17 protein-coding genes are annotated in these 17,511 nt (G+C 74.5%); 10 read left to right on the top strand and 7 right to left on the bottom strand.

Annotation, left to right across the window (positions count from 1 at the left end; translation table 11 throughout):
• The first annotated feature begins 152 nt into the window (after positions 1-152).
• The gene (locus COUCH_RS29440; RefSeq protein WP_249608463.1) at positions 153-1,940 is read left to right on the top strand and encodes an ABC transporter ATP-binding protein; all 1,788 of its coding nucleotides are present in this window, start codon (positions 153-155) and stop codon (positions 1,938-1,940) included.
• On the top strand, positions 1,937-3,706 hold the full coding sequence (locus COUCH_RS29435) for an ABC transporter ATP-binding protein (RefSeq protein WP_249608462.1): 1,770 nt from the start codon (positions 1,937-1,939) through the stop codon (positions 3,704-3,706). Before COUCH_RS29440 ends, COUCH_RS29435 begins: the two co-directional genes overlap by 4 nt.
• Before the next feature lie 10 nt (positions 3,707-3,716).
• Here the strand turns inward: COUCH_RS29435 and rpsD are convergent, their stop codons facing one another.
• Positions 3,717-4,325 carry a 30S ribosomal protein S4 gene (gene rpsD, locus COUCH_RS29430; RefSeq protein WP_249608461.1) on the bottom strand — a complete coding sequence of 203 codons (609 nt, stop codon included), beginning with the start codon at positions 4,323-4,325 and terminating at the stop codon, positions 3,717-3,719.
• An 84-nt stretch (positions 4,326-4,409) separates the two neighbouring features.
• On the opposite strand from rpsD, the gene COUCH_RS29425 reads away from it, so the two are divergent.
• Positions 4,410-5,150, top strand: coding sequence for a DUF2470 domain-containing protein (locus tag COUCH_RS29425; protein WP_249608460.1), 741 nt, complete (start codon positions 4,410-4,412; stop codon positions 5,148-5,150).
• Here the strand turns inward: COUCH_RS29425 and COUCH_RS29420 are convergent.
• On the bottom strand, positions 5,147-5,740 hold the full coding sequence (locus COUCH_RS29420) for a TetR/AcrR family transcriptional regulator (RefSeq protein ID WP_249608459.1): 594 nt from the start codon (positions 5,738-5,740) through the stop codon (positions 5,147-5,149). The two genes, COUCH_RS29425 and COUCH_RS29420, sit on opposite strands and share 4 nt — an antisense overlap.
• A gap of 74 nt (positions 5,741-5,814) precedes the next feature.
• Here COUCH_RS29420 and COUCH_RS29415 point away from each other — a divergent pair, with 74 nt between their 5' ends.
• The gene (locus COUCH_RS29415) at positions 5,815-7,305 is read left to right on the top strand and encodes an FAD-dependent oxidoreductase (RefSeq protein WP_249608458.1); all 1,491 of its coding nucleotides are present in this window, start codon (positions 5,815-5,817) and stop codon (positions 7,303-7,305) included.
• Here COUCH_RS29415 and COUCH_RS29410 read toward each other — a convergent pair.
• From COUCH_RS29410 to COUCH_RS29395, 4 genes are all read right to left on the bottom strand, one after another.
• Entirely contained in the window at positions 7,302-7,904 is a 603-nt protein-coding gene (locus COUCH_RS29410) for a TetR family transcriptional regulator (RefSeq protein WP_249608457.1), read from the bottom strand. The two genes, COUCH_RS29415 and COUCH_RS29410, sit on opposite strands and share 4 nt — an antisense overlap.
• A 20-nt stretch (positions 7,905-7,924) precedes the next feature.
• On the bottom strand, positions 7,925-8,659 hold the full coding sequence (locus COUCH_RS29405; RefSeq protein ID WP_249613843.1) for an ABC transporter permease: 735 nt from the start codon (positions 8,657-8,659) through the stop codon (positions 7,925-7,927).
• Between the two features lie 5 nt (positions 8,660-8,664).
• A complete protein-coding gene (locus COUCH_RS29400; protein WP_249608456.1) occupies positions 8,665-9,387 on the bottom strand; it encodes an ABC transporter ATP-binding protein in 723 nt (240 codons plus the stop codon).
• A 145-nt stretch (positions 9,388-9,532) separates the two neighbouring features.
• Positions 9,533-11,266, bottom strand: a complete 1,734-nt coding sequence (locus COUCH_RS29395; protein ID WP_249608455.1) for a hypothetical protein — start codon at positions 11,264-11,266, stop codon at positions 9,533-9,535.
• Between the two features lie 202 nt (positions 11,267-11,468).
• On the opposite strand from COUCH_RS29395, the gene hisI reads away from it, so the two are divergent.
• Genes hisI through COUCH_RS29380 form a run of 3 tightly spaced genes read left to right on the top strand, consistent with a single transcriptional unit; the run spans position 11,469 to position 14,073 of the window.
• Positions 11,469-11,864, top strand: coding sequence for a phosphoribosyl-AMP cyclohydrolase (gene hisI, locus COUCH_RS29390; protein ID WP_249608454.1), 396 nt, complete (start codon positions 11,469-11,471; stop codon positions 11,862-11,864).
• Complete coding sequence (locus COUCH_RS29385) at positions 11,861-13,402, top strand: anthranilate synthase component I (RefSeq protein WP_249608453.1); 1,542 nt, start codon at positions 11,861-11,863, stop codon at positions 13,400-13,402. Before hisI ends, COUCH_RS29385 begins: the two co-directional genes overlap by 4 nt.
• Positions 13,399-14,073: a Trp biosynthesis-associated membrane protein gene (locus COUCH_RS29380; RefSeq protein WP_249608452.1), complete on the top strand. Its 675-nt coding sequence runs from the start codon at positions 13,399-13,401 to the stop codon at positions 14,071-14,073. Before COUCH_RS29385 ends, COUCH_RS29380 begins: the two co-directional genes overlap by 4 nt.
• On the opposite strand, the gene COUCH_RS29375 is transcribed toward COUCH_RS29380, so the two are convergent.
• Positions 14,007-14,303, bottom strand: a complete 297-nt coding sequence (locus tag COUCH_RS29375; protein WP_249608451.1) for a hypothetical protein — start codon at positions 14,301-14,303, stop codon at positions 14,007-14,009. The genes COUCH_RS29380 and COUCH_RS29375 overlap by 67 nt on opposite strands.
• 351 nt (positions 14,304-14,654) lie before the next feature.
• On the opposite strand from COUCH_RS29375, the gene trpC reads away from it, so the two are divergent.
• From trpC to trpA, 3 genes are read left to right on the top strand one after another with little or no spacing between them, the layout of a single operon-like run.
• Complete coding sequence (gene trpC / locus COUCH_RS29370) at positions 14,655-15,458, top strand: indole-3-glycerol phosphate synthase TrpC (protein ID WP_249613842.1); 804 nt, start codon at positions 14,655-14,657, stop codon at positions 15,456-15,458.
• A complete protein-coding gene (gene trpB, locus COUCH_RS29365) occupies positions 15,455-16,696 on the top strand; it encodes a tryptophan synthase subunit beta (RefSeq protein WP_249608450.1) in 1,242 nt (413 codons plus the stop codon). Before trpC ends, trpB begins: the two co-directional genes overlap by 4 nt.
• Positions 16,693-17,499, top strand: a complete 807-nt coding sequence (trpA, locus tag COUCH_RS29360) for a tryptophan synthase subunit alpha (RefSeq protein WP_249608449.1) — start codon at positions 16,693-16,695, stop codon at positions 17,497-17,499. Before trpB ends, trpA begins: the two co-directional genes overlap by 4 nt.
• The last annotated feature ends 12 nt before the right edge of the window (positions 17,500-17,511 follow it).

Here is a 17,511-nt window from a genome sequence, read left to right as displayed (position 1 = left end):
GCGCGCGCGCCCGGCGGCCATCGATGCCCCGGGCTGCGCGGGGATGTAATCGTGGACACAATGTAAATGCCGTGGCTTCCGGCGGCCGGTTCGGCAGGATGGATGCGGTAAGGCCGGTAGAGCCGGCGGGCACTTACAGATGCGGGGGGCACGTGAGCACGAGGACCGGCCGCGACGTGCTGGGCCGGGGCCTTCGGGTGCTCGGCCGCGCCATCCGTACCGAGCCGCGGCTCTTCGTCATCGGCACGCTCGGCAGCAGCCTGTTCGGGCTGCTCGTCATCGCGAACTCGTACGTCGTCGGCGCGGTCATCGGCCACGTCGTGGTGCCATCGTTCAGCGAGGGCCGCACCGGCGCCGCCGAGCTGGGCCTGATCGCCGCCGCGTTCATCGGCATCTCGCTGCTGCGCGTCGCCAGCATCTTCGGCCGCCGCCTCGGCGCCGGGTTCATGCAGTTCCGGCTGCAGGCCCGCTATCGCCGCGCGGTGACCCGCCGCTACCTCGCGCTGCCGCCGGCCTGGCACCAGCGGCACGCCACCGGCACCCTGCTGTCCAACGCGAACTCCGACGTGGAGGCCGCGTTCGTCCCCATCGCGCCGCTGCCGTTCGCCGTCGGCACGATCGTGATGATCCTGGCCGCCGTGGTCTCGCTGTTCTTCACCGACTGGGTCCTCGCGATGGTCGGGGTCTGCCTGTTCCCGCTGCTGTTCGGGATGAACTACATCTACTCGCGGCGGATGTCCCCGCGGCAGATCCGCGCCCAGCAGCTGCGCGGCCGGGTCAGCGCGGTCGCCCACGAGAGCTTCGACGGCGCCCTCGTCGTCAAGACCATGGGCCGCGAGGCGGACGAGTCGAAGCGCTTCCAGGTGCACGTGACCGAGCTGCGCGACGCGCTCATCTCCGTGGGCCGGCTGCGTGGCCTGTTCGACCCGCTGATGGATGCCCTGCCCAGCATCGGCACCCTGGCCGTGCTGCTGCTGGGCGCCTGGCGGCTGCAGACCGGAGCGTTGACCGTCGCCGAGCTGGTCAGCGTCGCGTTCCTGTTCACCGTGCTGGCGTTCCCGGTGCGCGCGATCGGCTGGGTGGTCGCCGAGCTGCCGCGCAGCGTCGCGGGCTGGGAGCGCGTGCAGGCCGTGCTCGCCGCCGACGGCGACCTCGCCTACGGCACCGCGGAGCCCGCCGCGAGCGGACCGGCCGCGCTCACCTTCGATCAGGTCCATTTCTCGTACGGCGAGGGCGCCGAGGTCCTGCACGACATCTCGTTCACCGTCCCGGCGGGCAAGACGGTGGCGCTGGTCGGCGCGACGGGCTCCGGCAAGTCGACGATCGCCTCGCTGGCCGTACGCCTCGTCGACCCGGACAGCGGCACGGTGAGCGTGGACGGCATCGCGCTGCCCGATCTGAGCGAGCAGGCGCTGGCCTCGGCGACCGCTCTGGTGCCGCAGATCCCGTTCATCTTCGACGACACCGTCCGCGGCAACGTGACCCTCGACCGCGAGGGCGCCGACGACGCGGCGGCCTGGCGGGCGCTGCGGCTGGCGCAGGCGGAGGGCTTCGTCGCGAAGCTGCCGGACGGGCTGGAGACGGCGGTCGGCGAGCGCGGCACGTCGCTCTCCGGTGGCCAGCGGCAACGGCTCACGCTGGCCCGCGCGCTGGCCGGGCGGCCGCGGCTGCTCGTGCTCGACGACGCGACCAGCGCGGTGGACCCGCGGGTGGAGGCGGCGATCCTGGCCTCGCTGCGCGGGCACGAGGCGGGCGCGTCGATCCTCGTGGTCGCGTACCGGCGGGCGACGATCGCGCTCGCCGACGAGGTGGTCTACCTGGAGGACGGCAAGGTCGTGGCGACCGGCACCCACGCGCACCTGATGGCCACCGAGCCCGGATACCTGAACCTGGTCACCGCTTACGAGAAGTCCGAACACGTCGAGGAGCTCACCTCATGACGGCGGCTGTGGTCGAGGAGGGCACGCTCGCCACGGTTCGCCGCGGCGTCGCGCTCTCGCCCGAACTGCGCCCGGGCCTGGCGGGCACGCTCGCGCTGGCGTTCCTGTCGATGGCCGGGCGGGTGGCGGTGCCGATCGCGATCCAGCAGGGCCTCGACCGCGGCATCCGCGCCCCGGGCGGGCCGCACCTGGGCACGGTCACCCTGATCGTGCTGCTCACCCTGGGCGTGCTGGCCGTCTCCACCGCCTCCGGGTACGCGATGACGCGCCGGCTGTTCACGGTCAGCGAGACCGCGCTGGCCGCCCTGCGCGCCCGTACGTTCCGGCACATCCACGACCTGTCGATGCTGCACCAGCAGTCGGAGCGGCGCGGCTCGCTGGTCTCCCGGGTGACCGGCGACGTCGACCAGATCACCCAGTTCCTGCAGACCGGCGGCGTCATGCTGCTGATGACCAGCGGGCAGGTCGTGGTCACCACGGTCGTCATGCTGGTCTACTCCTGGCAGCTCACGCTCGTGGTGTTCGCCGCGTTCGTGCCCGCGCTGATCGTCATCCGGCTGTTCCAGAAGCGGCTCGCCGGCGTCTACCGGATCGTGCGCGAGCGCACCGGCGTGATGCTGGGCGCGGTCGCCGAGAGCGTCGTCGGGGCCACGGTGATCCGGGCGTACGGCGTTTCGGGGCGCACCGAGAAGCGGCTCGACACCGCGATCGACGACCTGCGCGTGGCTCAGCAGCGCGCCCTGCGTACCAGTGTCACCAGCTTCTCGACCGGCGAGATCGCCGCCGGCGTGGCCTTGGCGTCCGTGGTCGTCGTGGGCGTGCTGCTCGGCGTGGACGGCGGGCTGACCGTCGGCAAGCTGACCGCGTTCCTGTTCCTCGTCACGCTCTTCATCCAGCCGGTGCAGATCGCCACCGAGGTGCTCAACGAGGCGCAGAACGCGGTGGCCGGCTGGCGGCGCGTGCTCGACGTGCTGGACATCGAGCCGGACGTGGCCGACCCCGCCGACGGGGTGGCGCTGCCGCCCGGCCCGCTGTCGGTGACGTTCCGCGACGTGTCGTACCGCTATCCCGGCGGGCCGGTGGTGCTCGACGACGTCGACCTGGAGATCCCCGCGCGCACGAAGGTGGCGGTGGTGGGGGAGACCGGCAGCGGCAAGACGACGTTCGCGAAGCTGCTGACCCGGCTCATGGATCCGGCCGGCGGCGAGGTGCTGCTCGGCGGGGTGCCGCTGACCTCCGTACGGTTCGGCTCGCTGCGCTCGCGGGTCGTGATGGTCCCGCAGGACGGGTTCCTGTTCGACGCGACGGTGGCCGGGAACATCCGCTTCGCCCGCCCCGGGGTGACCGACGACGAGCTGCGGACCGCGTTCGAGGAGCTCGGGCTCGCCGACTGGCTGGCCGGGCTGCCGCAGGGGCTGAACACCCCGGTGGGCGAGCGCGGGGAGGCGTTGAGCGTGGGGGAGCGGCAGCTGGTGGCGCTGGTGCGGGCGTACATCGCCGACCCGGACCTGCTCGTGCTCGACGAGGCGACCAGCGCGGTCGACCCGGCCACCGAGGTACGCCTGCAGCACGCCCTGGACGCGGTGACCCGCGGCCGGACGACCGTCGCGATCGCGCACCGGCTGTCCACCGCCCAGTCCGCCGACGAGGTGATCGTGGTCGATGCCGGGCGGGTCGTGCAGCGCGGCCCGCACGCGGAGCTGCTGCACGACCCGGAGTCCATCTACGCGAAGCTCTACGCGAGCTGGCTGGAGCAGACCCGCTGAGCGGCCGGGCTCAGCGGGCGTAGAACTCGACGACCAGCTGCTCGTCGCAGAGCACCGGCACCTCCGCGCGCTCGGCCCGGCGCAGCACGGTGGTGCGCAGCTCCTCGAGCACGGTCGACAGGTACGGCGCGGACGGCCCGTCGAGGTGCGCGCCGGTCGCGGCGATCTGGAACGGTGGCTTCTGCCGGCTGCTCTCGCGGACCTCGACGACCTGGCCGGGCTTGAGCCGGTACGAAGGCCGGTCCACCTTCCCTCCGTCCACGGTGAAGTGCCCGTGCGCGACGAGCTGCCGGGCCTGGTAGATCGTGCGGGCCAGGCCGGCGCGCTGCACGGTGGCGTCGAGGCGGCTCTCGAGCAGGGCCACCAGGTTCTCGCCGGTCTTGCCCTCCTGGCGGTGCGCCTCGTCGTACGCCGCCCGCATCTGCGCCTCGCTGATGTTGTACTGGTGGCGCAGCCGCTGCTTCTCGAGCAGCCGTACCTGGTAGTCGGACTGCTTGCGCCGCCCCCGGCCGTGGACGCCCGGCGGGTACGGCCGCCGCTCGAAGTACTTCACGCACTTGCGGGTCAGCGGGATGCCGAGCGCCCGCGAGAGCCGGGCCTTGGGTCGGGAGTTGTTCACGGGCGATCTCATTCCTTCGTGCGGATGCTACGGTTAGCCTCGCCTAACTAAGGTAAGCCTAACCGGTGCCCGGAGGTTCTCGACATGCAGCCCACCCACGCCGAGGTCGCTCGGACGATCGCCGCCGGCCACCTGCCCGCGACCGCGCACATCGCCGGTCACCCCGGCCCGCTGCCGGTACGGCATGTGACAGACGGCCGGGGCCGGGCCCTGCTGCTGTCCCCCCGGGACGGTGACCTCGCCGCGGCGCTGCGCCCTGGCCCGGACACCGGCGACACCGCACTGGTCCTCGACATCCCGGATGTTCCGCCGATCGCCGGCGCGCCGACGCTGGGCCGGGTCTGGCTGTCCGGCTGGGCCACGCCGCTGAGCGGGGAGGAGGCGCGCCGGGCCGCGCTCGACTACGCCGACACCGACGCGGCGCCCGACCTGCTCGACGTCGGCACCACCCGGGTCATCCACCGCATGGACGTCGCCGAGGTGCGCCACGAACGCCACGGCGTGCTCGTCGACGTCGACCCCGACGGGTACGCCGAGGCCACGCCGGACCCGCTGCACGTCATGGAGTTCGACCTCATCGCCGACCTCGCCGACCACCACGGGCCGGAGATGGCCGCGTACGTGCGCCGCCACCTCGGCCCGCCCGCCCGCCCCGGCGACGAACCCCGCGTGGTGCGCCTCGACCGGTACGGCTTCGTCGTCCGGATGGGCGCCCGGCTGGCCCGCCTGGCGTTCCCCCGCCCGGTCACCGACCGCCACGACCTGGCCCACCTGCTGCACCCGGTCCTCTGTCACCGCTGCGTCCGCGCCGACCGCGTGGCCTAGAGCCGCCCCCGTATCAGCGGGAGGGTCAGGTCGTCGACGATCGACCGGATGCGGTCCGCCGCCGGCGGCCCGAGATCCATCAGCAGGTCGTGGCGTACCAGGTCGAACGGCATGTCGAGGACCGCCGGCGGGATCCGGTCCAGGTCGATCTCGCCGCGCTCGTGGGCGCGCCGGTAGATCGCCCGTTCGTGCGGGAGCCGCTGGTCGCCCATGGCCTTCTCGCGGACCCGCGCGGGGGCCAGGCCGGTGTCGGCCAGCAGCCCCGAGAAGGCGGCGGCAGCGGCGATGGCGAAGAAGGCGGCCCGGGTCCGGCTCACCTCGGTCAGGTACGCGAGCAGGTCGCCGCGCAGGCTGCCGGTGTCCGGCTCCGCGACCGGGTTCGCGGCGCGCTGGTGGTCGAAGGCGGCGAGCACCAGCCGGTCCTTGTTCGGCCATCGGCGGTAGAGCACGGCCTCGCTCGTGCGGGCGCGTGCGGCGACCGAGCCCATGGTCAGGCGCGCGTATCCGGTCTCGACCAGCTCCTGCCACGCGGCGGCGAGCAGGGACGCCTCGAGCTCCTGGCCGTGCCGGCGGCGGCGCGTGGGTTCCATCCGCCCACCGTAGAAAGTGTTTCCTTTCTTGACAAGCGCTGTTAGAAAGGAATCCCTTTCTTCGGAGGTGTCGCATGGACACGACGGTCCTCATCGCCGGTGCCGGCCCGACCGGTCTGACGCTGGCCTGCGAGCTGGCCCGGCACGGAGTTCCGTTTCGCTTGATCGAGGCCGCGCCGGGACCACAGCCCGGCTCGCGTGGCAAGGGCGTCCAGCCGCGCACCCTCGAGATCTTCGAGGACCTCGGGATCGCCGCCCGCGTGCTCGCGCACGGCCGGCTCGCGATGCCGATGCACTCGATCGCCCCCGACGGCAGCGTGACGCGCGGCGGCGCCGTGCCCGGGGACCTCGCCGGCCGGCCGGACATCCCGTACCCGGCGAGCCTGATCACGCCCGAGTGGCGCGTCGAGGAGGCGCTCCGGCTGCGGCTCGCCGAGCTCGGCGGCGCGGTGCAGTTCGGCACCGCCCTGACCGGCTTCGAGCAGTCGGGCGACGGGGTCTCGGCGGCGGTCGTCCAGGACGGCGCGATCCGGACCGTCGGCGCGCGGTGGCTCGTCGGCTGCGACGGCGGCCGCAGCCTCGTCCGCAAACAGGCCGGCATCACGTTCGACGGCGAGACCCGCGACGAGGTGCGGATGATCCTCGCCGACCTGCCGGTCGACGGGCTGAGCCGCGACGTGTGGCAGGCATGGCGGCACGAGGAGGGCCTGCTCAGCCTCTGCCCGCTGCCCTCGACGGACCTCTTCCAGTTCGCGGCCGCGATCGGCCCCGGGCAGGACGCCGAGCCGAGCCTCGCGAACCTGCGCGCGGTCCTCCGGCGGCGGACCGGCCGCACCGGCATCCACCTCCACGAGCCGCAGTGGTCGTCACTGTGGCGCGCCAACATCCGCCTCGCCGGCCGTTACCGCGAGGGCCGCGTGTTCCTGGCCGGCGACGCGGCGCACGTCCACTCACCCGCCGGCGGGCAGGGGATGAACACCGGCATCCAGGACGCGTACAACCTCGGCTGGAAGCTCGCCGCGGTCGCGCGCGGTAGCTCCCCGCCGCTGCTCGACACGTACGAGGCCGAGCGGCGACCGGTCGCGGCCCACGTGCTCGCCCTGTCCACCGCCCGGCTGACCCGGGTCCTGGAGCGGAACGACCTCCCCACCCGCCGCGACGCCAGCACGATCCAGCTCGACGTGGGATATCGCGGCTCCGCCCTCGCGCGCGACGACCGGGACGGGGCCGCCCCGCTGCGCGCCGGGGATCGCGCCCCCGACGCGACCGGGCTGACCACGTCGGAGGGCGAGCGCCGGCTGTTCCAGCTGACGGGTGGCGGCCGGTTCACCCTGCTGAGCTTCGGGGCGGCGCCCGCGGTTCCGGCCGGCGTACGGACCTTGCGCGTCGTCGGCCGGCCGGCCCGGCCCGGCGACCTCGCGGACACCCACGGACACCTGGCCGCCGCGTACGGCGCGACGAGCGACACGCTCGTGGTCATCCGCCCCGACGGCCATGCCGGGCTGATCTCCGACGCCGGGGACGCCGCCGCGGTGTCGCGATACCTCCGAGAGTTCGGCCTCTAGAACGTCGCGGGCAGCTCGCCGGTCAGATACCGCTGCACGTTGGGGCCGATCGCCGCGACGAGCTGCTCCACCGGGGCGGACGCCACCGGCTCGACCTTGAGGACGTGGCGCACCACGGCCAGCCCGGCGATCTGCGTCGCGACCAGCGCCGACCGGATCGCGGCCTCCTTCTCGGCGATGCCCAGCTGGGCCACCGCGCGGCGCAGGATCTGGGTCACCACGAACTCACGCATCAGCCGGGCGGTCCACTCGTTGCTCATCGCCGAGCGCATCAGCGCCACCGCGGCCGCCCCGGCGGGGGAGTCCCAGACCGTCAGGACCGTACGCACCAGCCGCTCCCCGGCCTCCTCCCGCGGGCCCGCGAGCGCCTGCGGCACCAGCTCGCCGGGGTCCAGCGGCATGTTCATGCACGCCAGGAACAGCTTCTCCTTGGTGCCGAAATAGTGGTGCACCAGCGCCGGATCGACCTCGGCGCCGGCCGCGATGGCGCGGATCGACGCCTTGTCGAAGCCCCGTTCGGCGAAGATCGTGCGGGCGGACTCCAGGATGGACTGCCGGGTGTCCTGGTTGCCGGGGCGCCGCCCGCTTCGCCGTACCACGAGAAGGCTCTCCGTTCGTCTCAGGCCGTGCGCCGCCGCAGGGTCGCGGCCGCCAGTGTCAGGGCCAGGACCGCGGCGCCGGCGACGACCGTCAGATCCCACCACATCGTGCCGGTCGGGTCGGCGGAGCGCCCGACCTGGGTGAGCGCGTCCACCGCGTACGACAGGGGGAACACGTCGCTGGCCGCCTGGAGCCACCCTGCCATCTGCTCCCGGGGCACGAACAACCCGCACAGCAGCAGCTGCGGGATGACCACCACGGGCAGGAACTGGACGGCCTGGAATTCCGTACGCGCGAACGCGCTGCAGAACAGCCCGAGGGCGACCCCGAGCACCGCGTCGACCACGGCGATCAGCACCACCAGCCCGGGGTTGCCGAGCGTGTCCAGCCCGAGCAGCCAGTACGCCGCCGCCACCGCGACCGATGCCTGCACCGCGGCGGCGAGACCGAACGCGATGCCGTATCCGAAGAGCAGGTCGAGCCTGCCCAGCGGCGTGGTGAGCAGCCGCTCGAGCGTGCCGGAGGTGCGCTCGCGCAGCATCGCGATGCTCGTCACCAGGAACATGATCACGAAGGGGAAGATGCCCAGCATCGTGAGCGCGATCCGGTCGAAGACCCGGCCGGTGTCGTACATGAAGTAGATCAGCGTGAGCAGCGCGACCGGCACCACCACCAGCAGCGCGACCGTACGCCGGTCGTGGCGCAGCTGCCGCAGGACCCGGCCCGCCGTGCTCGCGGTGATGCGCGGGCTGATCGCGGTCATGCCGGCACCTCCTCGCGGTCGCGGATGAGGCGCAGGAACGCCTCCTCCAGGTCGTCGGTGCCGGCCGTGGCGCGGATCGCCGCCGGGGTGTCGTCGCCGATCAGCTCGCCCTCGCGGATCAGCAGCAGCCGGTCGCAGCGGCCCGCCTCGTCCATGACGTGGCTCGACACCAGCAGCGTGGTGCCCTCGGCGGCCAGGGCGTGGAACTTCGCCCAGAGGTCGGCGCGCAGGACCGGGTCCTGCCCGACGGTCGGCTCGTCCAGGACCAGCAGCCGGGGCCGCCCGATCATCGCGCAGGCCAGCGACGCGCGGCTGCGCTGGCCGCCGGACAGGGCGCCGACCAGCTGGGTCGCCGCGCCGGCCAGACCGACGTCCGCGACGGCCCGGTCCGCGTCGGCTGCGGTCAGGCCGTACAGCGACGCGAAGTAGCGGGCGTTCTCCCGGACGGAGAGGTCGGCGTAGACGCTGGGTGACTGGGTGACGTAACCGACCGTACGGCGCAGCGCCGGCGACCCCGCCGGCTCGCCGAGCACGGTGACCGTGCCGGACCGGACGATCTGCACCCCGACGATCGCCCGGATCAGCGTCGTCTTCCCGCTGCCGCTCGGCCCCAGCAGCCCGGTGACGCTGCCGGACCGGATGTCGCACGTGATGCCGTGCAGCACCCGTCGTTTCCCGCGGTCGATCACCAGATCGCGGACCTCGATGGCGGTGGTCATCGTTGCCTCCCGGAACTCATCAACTGTTGAGTTCAACGCTAGATGAATTCTGCGGGCGGGGCAACGACCGCGCCGAACGTGGCACGCGAGCATGACAAGAGCCGCGGCCCCGACAGGCGGGACCGCGGCTGAGGAGAGTGTCGAGCTACAGGGAAAGGATCCGGTCGAGGAACTCGCGGTAGCCGCGCATGGCCATCCGCATGCTCTCGGTGTCCGGCACGGCATCGTCGCCCAGCGGGTCCAGGCGGTCCCGCTCGGCGAGCATCGCCTCGCCCAGCTCCTGCACGGCCTCGGTGAGCAGCGCGTGCGCCCGGGTCAGCGCGGCCACCGGGTCGTCCACGAACTGCGCCTTCACCTCGTGCCACTCGGCCCGGAACTGCGCGCTGGCCGCCTCGTCCCAGAACGCGATGGACTCCTGGCGTACGTCGCCCGGGCGCAGCGGGCCGTCGCCGCCGTCCTCGCGCGCCGCCCGCCGGCCGGCCGGGGCCTCGTCGCGGCCCCGCCGCCCGGGCTCGTCCCCGGCCGCGCGACGTCCGGTGCGGGTGTCGTCCGGGTCGGCGGCGCGGCGCCCCTCCCGCACGTCGCCCAGCGTCGCGGCCCGCGCCCCGCCCTGGTCGGCGGCGGGGGCCTCGGCGGGGTCGGCGGCCCTGCGGCCCGGCACACGGGCCTCCGGCTCCTCGTCGGTGCGGCTGCGACGCCCGCCGGGCACCGGGCCCGGCTGCAACGGGTTCGGCGGCAGCGGCTGGACGGGCGCGGGCTGCAGCGGGTTGGGCGGCAGCGCCGACTGCAGCGGTGCGGGCTGCAGCGGGTTGGGCGGCAGCGCCGACTGCAGCGGCGCCGGCTGCAGCGGATTGGGCGGCAAGGGCGCCTGCGAAGGTGTCGGCTGCAGCGGGTTGGGTGGCAGCGCGCCGGCCCGGAAGGTGGTGTCGGGGCGGCCCCACGCGGCGGAGCGGTCTTCCTCGGGTTCGTCGCCCTGCTCCGGCCGTCCGCGTCCGGCGGGCTGGGCGGCGCCCGGCTCGGCGGGCGGGACGCCGAAGCCCGGGAACGGCGGCGAGCCGGCCGGCAGCGACGCGTCGTCGCCCGCACCGACCGGCACGGAGGCACTCCCGGACGTGGTCGGGCGATGGGCCGGCGGGGCCCACGCGTCGTGCTCCGGCGGCGCGGGCTGGGCCGAGACCGGCCGGGTGCGGGCGTCGCCGGCCGGCTGGGCGCTGACCGGGCGGTCGAGCGGCATCGGCACCTGCGCCGAACCGGTCGCCGCCGGCGGTCCCGCGTCCGGGCGGTCCGCGCCGTCGCGCCCGTCCGGGCGGCCCGCGGCCTCCCGGGCATCCTGGCGTCCCGCGGCGTCCCGGTCGTCCTCCGGCGAGCGGCGGGCGCCCGGCGGGTCGAGGGGCGCCAGCGGATCGGCCGGCAGCTCCGGCGTCCGGGGTCCGCCGGCCGAGGCGAACGGCGACGGCGCGTACAGCGGGGGTGTCTCCGGGGCGGCCGGCGGCGCGAACGGCGAACGCGCGCCCGGCAGGCTGCCGTTGGCGACGGGGTTCTGGCCGTTGGCGCGGGACGTGCCGCCGTGGCGGGGCCCGAATTCGTCGCGGTGCCCGTTCATCTCCACCGGTGGGAAGCCTCCCTGGTCGGTCCAGCGCAGTCCGTTGGTCGTGCCGCCCAGCAGGGCGTCCGCGGGGCGCCGGGACCCGAGCGGAACCATCTGGGTGTCGTTCGTCAGTGCGGAGCCCGCCTGCCGGTCGGGGTCGCCCGCCGTGGGGCCGGTCGTGGTCTCGTCACCGGGTGCGGCGCGCGGGTCGTCGCCGGGTCGTCGCTGACCGGGCACCGGCCCGGCCCCGGCCGGGTGCCGGCCGTCGTCCGGGGTGGCCGTCGGCTCCATGATCGAGACTCCCGTCGCGGTGGCGGCGTGACCGTCCGCTGGGCCGGACGGGCACGGGCGCGACACCTCAGGCGCAGCGCACGACGACGGTACCGTCCCGGGGACGGGCGTCACACCCCCTGTGTGGCTCCGTGACCGGATCGTGGGCTAGGGGCCGCGGCCCGCGTGGACGCCGCCGCCCGGTACGAGACAATCTGGCACTGTGCCTGCCACAGACATCGAGAACCAGCCCGCCCGGCCCTCCGCCCTCGACCCGGCCGTCGCCGCCCGCCTGCGCCGTACCCCCGACGGCCTGGTCGCCGCCGTCGTCCGCGAGCACGGCAGCGGTGACGTGCTGATGCTGGCCTGGATGGACGACGAGGCGCTGCACCGCACCCTCACGACCGGCCGCGCCACCTACTGGTCCCGCAGCCGCCGCGAGTACTGGGTGAAGGGCGCGACGTCCGGCCACCACCAGTACGTCCGCTCGGTCGCGCTGGACTGCGACGGCGACGCGCTGCTGGTGACGGTCGACCAGGTGGGGGCCGCGTGCCACACGGGATCGCACACGTGCTTCAGCGACGAACTACCCGTGACCGCGACACAGGAGAACCGATGACCAGCGGTGCCGTCACGCCCGGGGAAGAGGCGTTCGTCGCCCAGGCGGCGCGGCGCCGGGTGGTGCCGGTGACCCGGCGGTTGCTGGCCGACGGCGAGACCCCGATCGGCGTGTACCGCAAGCTCGCCGGCGGTCCGGGCACCTTCCTGCTCGAGTCCGCCGAGCAGGGCGCCGGGTCCGCCGCGTGGTCGCGCTACTCGTTCATCGGCGTACGCAGCGCCGCCACGCTTGTCGAACGCGACGGCCAGGCGGCCTGGCTGGGCACCCCGCCCGCCGGGGTGCCGCTCGACGGCGACCCGGTGGCCGCGCTGCGTGAGACCGTCGCGGCCCTGGCCGCCCCCGAGGACCCGGATACGGCGGCCGGCCTGCCCCCGCTGACCGGCGGCATGGTCGGCTACCTCAGCTACGACCTGGTCCGCCGGTTCGAGCGGCTCCCGGCGACCGCCACCGACGACGTGCCCCTGCCCGAGCTGGGCATGATGCTCGCGACCGACCTCGTCGTGCTCGACCACTACGACGGCTCGGCGATCCTGGTCGCCAACGCGGTGCTGCCGGACGGGGCCGACGCGGCCACCGCGCGGGCCGCGTACCACCAGGCGGTCGGCCGGCTCGACGCGATGACCACCGCGCTGTCCCGCCCGACGCCGCCGATGATCTCCACGGTGGAGCGCCGCGCGCCGGGTGAGGTGGTCAGCCGGACCGCGCCGGGCGACTACCAGAAGGCGGTCGAGACGGCCAAGGAGGCGATCCGGGCCGGTGAGTGCTTCCAGATCGTCGTGGCGCAGCGCTTCGAACGGGCCACCGACGCCGACCCGCTCGACGTCTACCGGGTGCTGAGGGCGACGAACCCCAGCCCGTACATGTACCTGCTGCGCTTCGACGACTTCGACATCGTCGGCTCGTCGCCGGAGGCGCACCTGAAGGTCAGCGCGGCCGAGGGCGGCGTACGCCGGGCCCTGCTGCACCCGATCGCCGGCACCCGCTGGCGCGGCGCGACCCCGGAGCAGGACAACGCGCTGGCCGCCGAGCTGCTCGCCGACCCGAAGGAGCGCGCCGAGCACGTGATGCTCGTCGACCTGGGCCGTAACGACCTGGGCCGGGTGTGCCGGGCGGGCAGCGTGGAGGTGCCGGACTTCGCGCGCATCGAGCGGTACAGCCACGTCATGCACATCGTGTCCACGGTGGTCGGCGAGCTGCGCGAGGACCGGACGGCGTTCGACGCGCTCGCGGCCACGTTCCCGGCGGGCACGCTGTCGGGCGCCCCGAAGGTCCGGGCCATGGAGATCATCGAGAGCCTGGAACCCACCCGGCGCGGCCTGTACGGCGGCACCGTCGGCTACTTCGGCTTCGCCGGCGACATGGACATGGCCATCGCGATCCGCACGGCGCTGATGCACCACGGGACCGCGTACGTGGGTGCGGGCGCGGGAATCGTGGCCGACTCCGATCCGGCCGCGGAGGAGCAGGAGACGCGCAACAAGGCGGCCGCCGTCCTCGCCGCGATCGCCGCCGCCGAGACCCTGCGCGCGGCCCGATGACCACCCCGGACCCGGCGGCCATCCCGGACCCGGCGACCGAGCGCGGTCCGACGGCCGGGCCCGGCCCGGGGAGCAAGCCCGGTCCGAGGGCCGCGGCGGGGCGCAGGCTCGGCGTGACGGTGGTGTGCTGCGTGCTGGGGGCCGCCGTGGCGCTCTACGGCGTCACCCGCACCTGGGCGGTCGAGGTGACCGCCCGGCCCGGCCTGCCGGAGCTGCGGTCGTCGCGCACCGGCACCGACGTGGCGCCGTGGGTGATCGCGCTGGCGCTCGTCGCGCTGGCCGGCGGGGGTGCGCTGCTGGCCACCCGCGGCCTGGTCCGCCGGGTGCTGGGCGGGCTGCTCGCGCTGGCCGGCGCCGGCGTGGCCGCGGGAGCGATCGCGGGCCGGGCGGGGCTGGACGTCGGCGCGGCCGGTGCGGGTGGCACGTTCTGGCCGGTCGCGTGCGTTGCCGGGGGACTGCTGGTGCTGGCCGGCGGCTGGTCGGCGCTGCGTCACGGTCACGAATGGCCGGGCATGGGAGCCCGCTACGAGCGCCGCGCGCGGGCGACGCCGGCCGCCGCGGCAGCCGATCACCAGGCCGGCGCCGGGGACCGGGCCGGCACGGATCAGCGGGTCGAGACCAGGGCGGCGTGGGACGCGCTGGACCGCGGGGACGACCCGACGGCGCGCTGACCGTCGGTGCGGGGGCCCGGGCCGGCGGCCAGGGCCGCAACCATCGCGTCCACGTCGGCGCGGGCCTGGGCGCGGGCGCGGTCGGCGCACATCGCGGCCCAGGCGTTGCCCTGGGCGGTGCGCACCTTGTCCTCCCCGACGACCTTGCGCTCGACGCCGGCGAGGATCTCGGCGGCGTACGAGAGGACGGTCCGGGAGACAGCGGCGAATCCGGTCTCGGCGGCTTCCATGGTCACCTCCACAGGGCGCGGGCTCGGGCCGTCGGCGTGGCACCGCGGACCAGTGTGCCCGACAGCCATGGTGCCGGAGTCGTATTTCCGACCGGTGACACGACCGTCACCGGTAGGTGGGGGTCAGCCGATCATCCGGGGGGTCCCAGCGCGCCCGGTGTGGCCACGGGGGAGGATGTGACGCAGGACAAGCTGCCGCCCGGCAGCGCATTATGCCGCAGCCCACCTCGTGAGGCGCGCCATACCCCGGGCGGCCGGAGGAGTCGGCGGCCACCTAGCATCGGGCCGAGGACACCCGGAGAGGGGAGTCATTAGGTGACATCCGATCAGCGTGGTGCGGGATCGCAGAACGTGCTCGAGGAGATCCTGGCGGGGGTGCGCGAGGACGTCGCAGCCCGGCAGGAGCGGGTCTCGCTCGACCAGGTGCGCGAGCTCGCGGCGGCGGCCCCGCCGGCGATCGACGCGTACGCGGCCCTCCGCAAGCCCGGCGTGGCCGTGATCGCCGAGGTGAAGCGGTCGTCGCCGTCGAAGGGCGCGTTGGCCGACATCCCCGACCCGGCGGAGCTCGCCGGCGAGTACGCGGCCGGCGGCGCCCGGTGCATCAGCGTGCTCACCGAGGGCCGCTGGTTCGGTGGCTCCCTGGAGGACCTGGCCGCGGTGCGGGCCGCGGTCGGCGTGCCGGTGCTGCGCAAGGACTTCGTCGTCTCCAGCTATCAGGTGCACGAGGCCCGGGCCCACGGCGCCGACCTCGTGCTGCTCATCGTGGCGGCGCTCGAGCAGAACGTCCTCGTCGGCCTGCTCGAGCGGATCGAGTCGCTGGGCATGACCGCGCTCGTCGAGGTGCACAACGAGGAAGAGGCCGACCGGGCACTGGACGCCGGCGCTCAGGTCATCGGGGTGAACGCCCGCGACCTGCGCACGCTGGAGGTGGACCGGTCCGTCTTCGAGCGGATCGCGCCGGGCCTGCCGAACAACGTCGTCAAGATCGCCGAGTCGGGGGTTCGCGGCCCGCACGACCTGATCCGGTACGCGTCCGCCGGCGCCGACGCGGTGCTGGTGGGCGAGGGGCTCGTCACGCAGAAGAGCCCCCGCGACGCCGTGGCCGAGCTGGTCAACGCCGGCAACCACCCGGCCACCCCGCGGCCCGTCCGGTGACCGCCGAGACCCTGCCCGACCTCGCCGGTCACTTCGGCCGGTACGGCGGGCGCTTCGTCCCCGAGGCGCTCGTGCGGGCGCTCGACGAGCTGGACGCCGCGTACCGTTCGGCCAAGAACGACCCTGTCTTCCAGGACCGGTTCCACGGCCTGTTGCGCGACTACGCCGGCACGCCGTCGCTGCTCTACCGCGCGGAGCGGCTGTCCGAGGCGCTGGGCGCGGAGATCCTGCTCAAGCGCGAGGACCTGAACCACACGGGCGCGCACAAGGTGCGCAACGTGCTCGGCCAGGCGCTGCTCGCCAAGCGGATGGGCAAGCCCCGGGTGATCGCGGAGACCGGCGCCGGCCAGCACGGCGTCGCCAGCGCCACCGCGGCGGCCCTGCTGGACCTCGAGTGCGTGGTCTACATGGGCGAGACCGACACCGAGCGGCAGGCCCTCAACGTGGCCCGCATGCGCATGCTCGGTGCCACGGTCGTGCCGGTCACCAACGGCTCGCGCACGCTCAAGGACGCGCTCAACGAGGCCCTGCGCGACTGGGTGGCCAGCGTCGACACCACGCACTACCTGCTCGGCACGGCGGCCGGCCCGCACCCGTTCCCGGAGATCGTCCGCGACTTCGTGGGCGGCATCGGCACCGAGGCGCGCGAGCAGTGCCTCGGCCAGCTGGGCCGGCTCCCGGACGCCGTCGCGGCCTGCGTCGGCGGCGGCTCCAACGCCATCGGCATCTTCCACGCCTTCGTGCCCGACGAGCAGGTCCGGCTGTACGGCTTCGAGGCGGGCGGCGACGGCGTCGAGACCGGCCGGCACGCCGCCTCCATCACCGGCGGCTCGGCGGGGGTGCTGCACGGCGCCCGCACGTACGTGCTGCAGGACGAGGACGGCCAGACGGTCGAGTCGCACTCGATCTCGGCCGGCCTGGACTACCCCGGCGTGGGCCCGGAGCACGCGTGGCTGCACGACACCGGCCGCGCGGTGTACGAGCCGGTCACCGACGACGAGGCGATGGCGGCGTTCCAGCTGCTGTGCCGCACCGAGGGCATCATCCCGGCGATCGAGAGCGCGCACGCGCTGGCCGGAGCCGCCCGCATCGCGCCGCGGCTGGCGGCCGAGCTGGGCCGCACCCCGACGATCGTGGTGAACCTGTCCGGCCGCGGTGACAAGGACGTGCACACCGCCGGCGCGTATTTCGGCATCCTCGACCAGGTCGAGACGATCGTGCCCGGGGAGAACTCGTGAGCATCTCGGCAACCTTCGGCAAGGCGAAGGCCGAGGGCCGGTCCGTGCTGGTGGGCTGCATGCCCGCCGGGTTCCCGACCGTCGACGACAGCATCGCGTCGATGGTCGCCATGGCCGAGGCCGGCTGCGACGTCATCGAGGTGGAGCTGCCGTACAGCGACCCGGTGATGGACGGGCCGGTGATCCAGAAGGCCAGCGACATCGCGCTGGCGAACGGCGTACGGACCCGTGACACGCTGCGCATCATCGAGGCGGTGGCCGGCGCCGGGGCGACGGTCGTGCTGATGACGTACTGGAATCCCATCGAGCGGTACGGCGTCGACGCGTTCGCCCGCGACCTCGCCGCCGCCGGGGCGACCGGCATGATCACCCCCGATCTGATCCCGGACGAGGCCGGCGAGTGGATCGCGGCCGCCGACCGGTACGGGATCGACCGCACCTTCCTGGTCTCGCCGTCCTCGACCGACGACCGCCTCGCCATGACGGTCGGCCACTGCCGCGGCTTCGTCTACGCGACCGCGCTGATGGGCGTCACGGGCGCCCGCACGTCGGTGTCGTCGCAGGCCCCGGAGCTGGTGGCGCGGGTGCGCGCCGTGGATCCGGAGATGCCCGTCGGCGTCGGCCTCGGCGTCGGCACCGGCGCGCAGGCCGCCGAGGTGGCCGCCTTCGCCGACGGTGTGATCGTGGGCAGCGCGCTCATCCGCTGCGTCCTCGAGGCCCCCGACCTCGCCACGGGCCACCAGCGGCTGCGGGCGCTCAGCGCCGAGTTGGCCGAGGGCGTACGGTCCGGCGCGCCCTCCTGACACCACGCGCAG

The organism is Couchioplanes caeruleus (assembly GCF_023499255.1).
Lineage (GTDB): Bacteria > Actinomycetota > Actinomycetes > Mycobacteriales > Micromonosporaceae > Actinoplanes > Actinoplanes caeruleus_A.
The sequence above is the reverse complement of the archived record's forward strand: the minus strand, read 5'-3'. Positions and strand labels throughout refer to the sequence as shown.

Coding starts and splice junctions, on each gene's coding strand:
- COUCH_RS29435 (WP_249608462.1), top strand. CDS start 1,937: ATGACGGCGGCTGTGGTCGAGGAGGGCACGCTCGCCACGGTTCGCCGC.
- COUCH_RS29425 (WP_249608460.1), top strand. CDS start 4,410: ATGCAGCCCACCCACGCCGAGGTCGCTCGGACGATCGCCGCCGGCCAC.
- COUCH_RS29420 (WP_249608459.1), bottom strand. CDS start 5,740: ATGGAACCCACGCGCCGCCGCCGGCACGGCCAGGAGCTCGAGGCGTCC.
- COUCH_RS29415 (WP_249608458.1), top strand. CDS start 5,815: ATGGACACGACGGTCCTCATCGCCGGTGCCGGCCCGACCGGTCTGACG.
- COUCH_RS29400 (WP_249608456.1), bottom strand. CDS start 9,387: ATGACCACCGCCATCGAGGTCCGCGATCTGGTGATCGACCGCGGGAAA.
- COUCH_RS29395 (WP_249608455.1), bottom strand. CDS start 11,266: ATGGAGCCGACGGCCACCCCGGACGACGGCCGGCACCCGGCCGGGGCC.
- COUCH_RS29385 (WP_249608453.1), top strand. CDS start 11,861: ATGACCAGCGGTGCCGTCACGCCCGGGGAAGAGGCGTTCGTCGCCCAG.
- COUCH_RS29380 (WP_249608452.1), top strand. CDS start 13,399: ATGACCACCCCGGACCCGGCGGCCATCCCGGACCCGGCGACCGAGCGC.
- COUCH_RS29375 (WP_249608451.1), bottom strand. CDS start 14,303: ATGGAAGCCGCCGAGACCGGATTCGCCGCTGTCTCCCGGACCGTCCTC.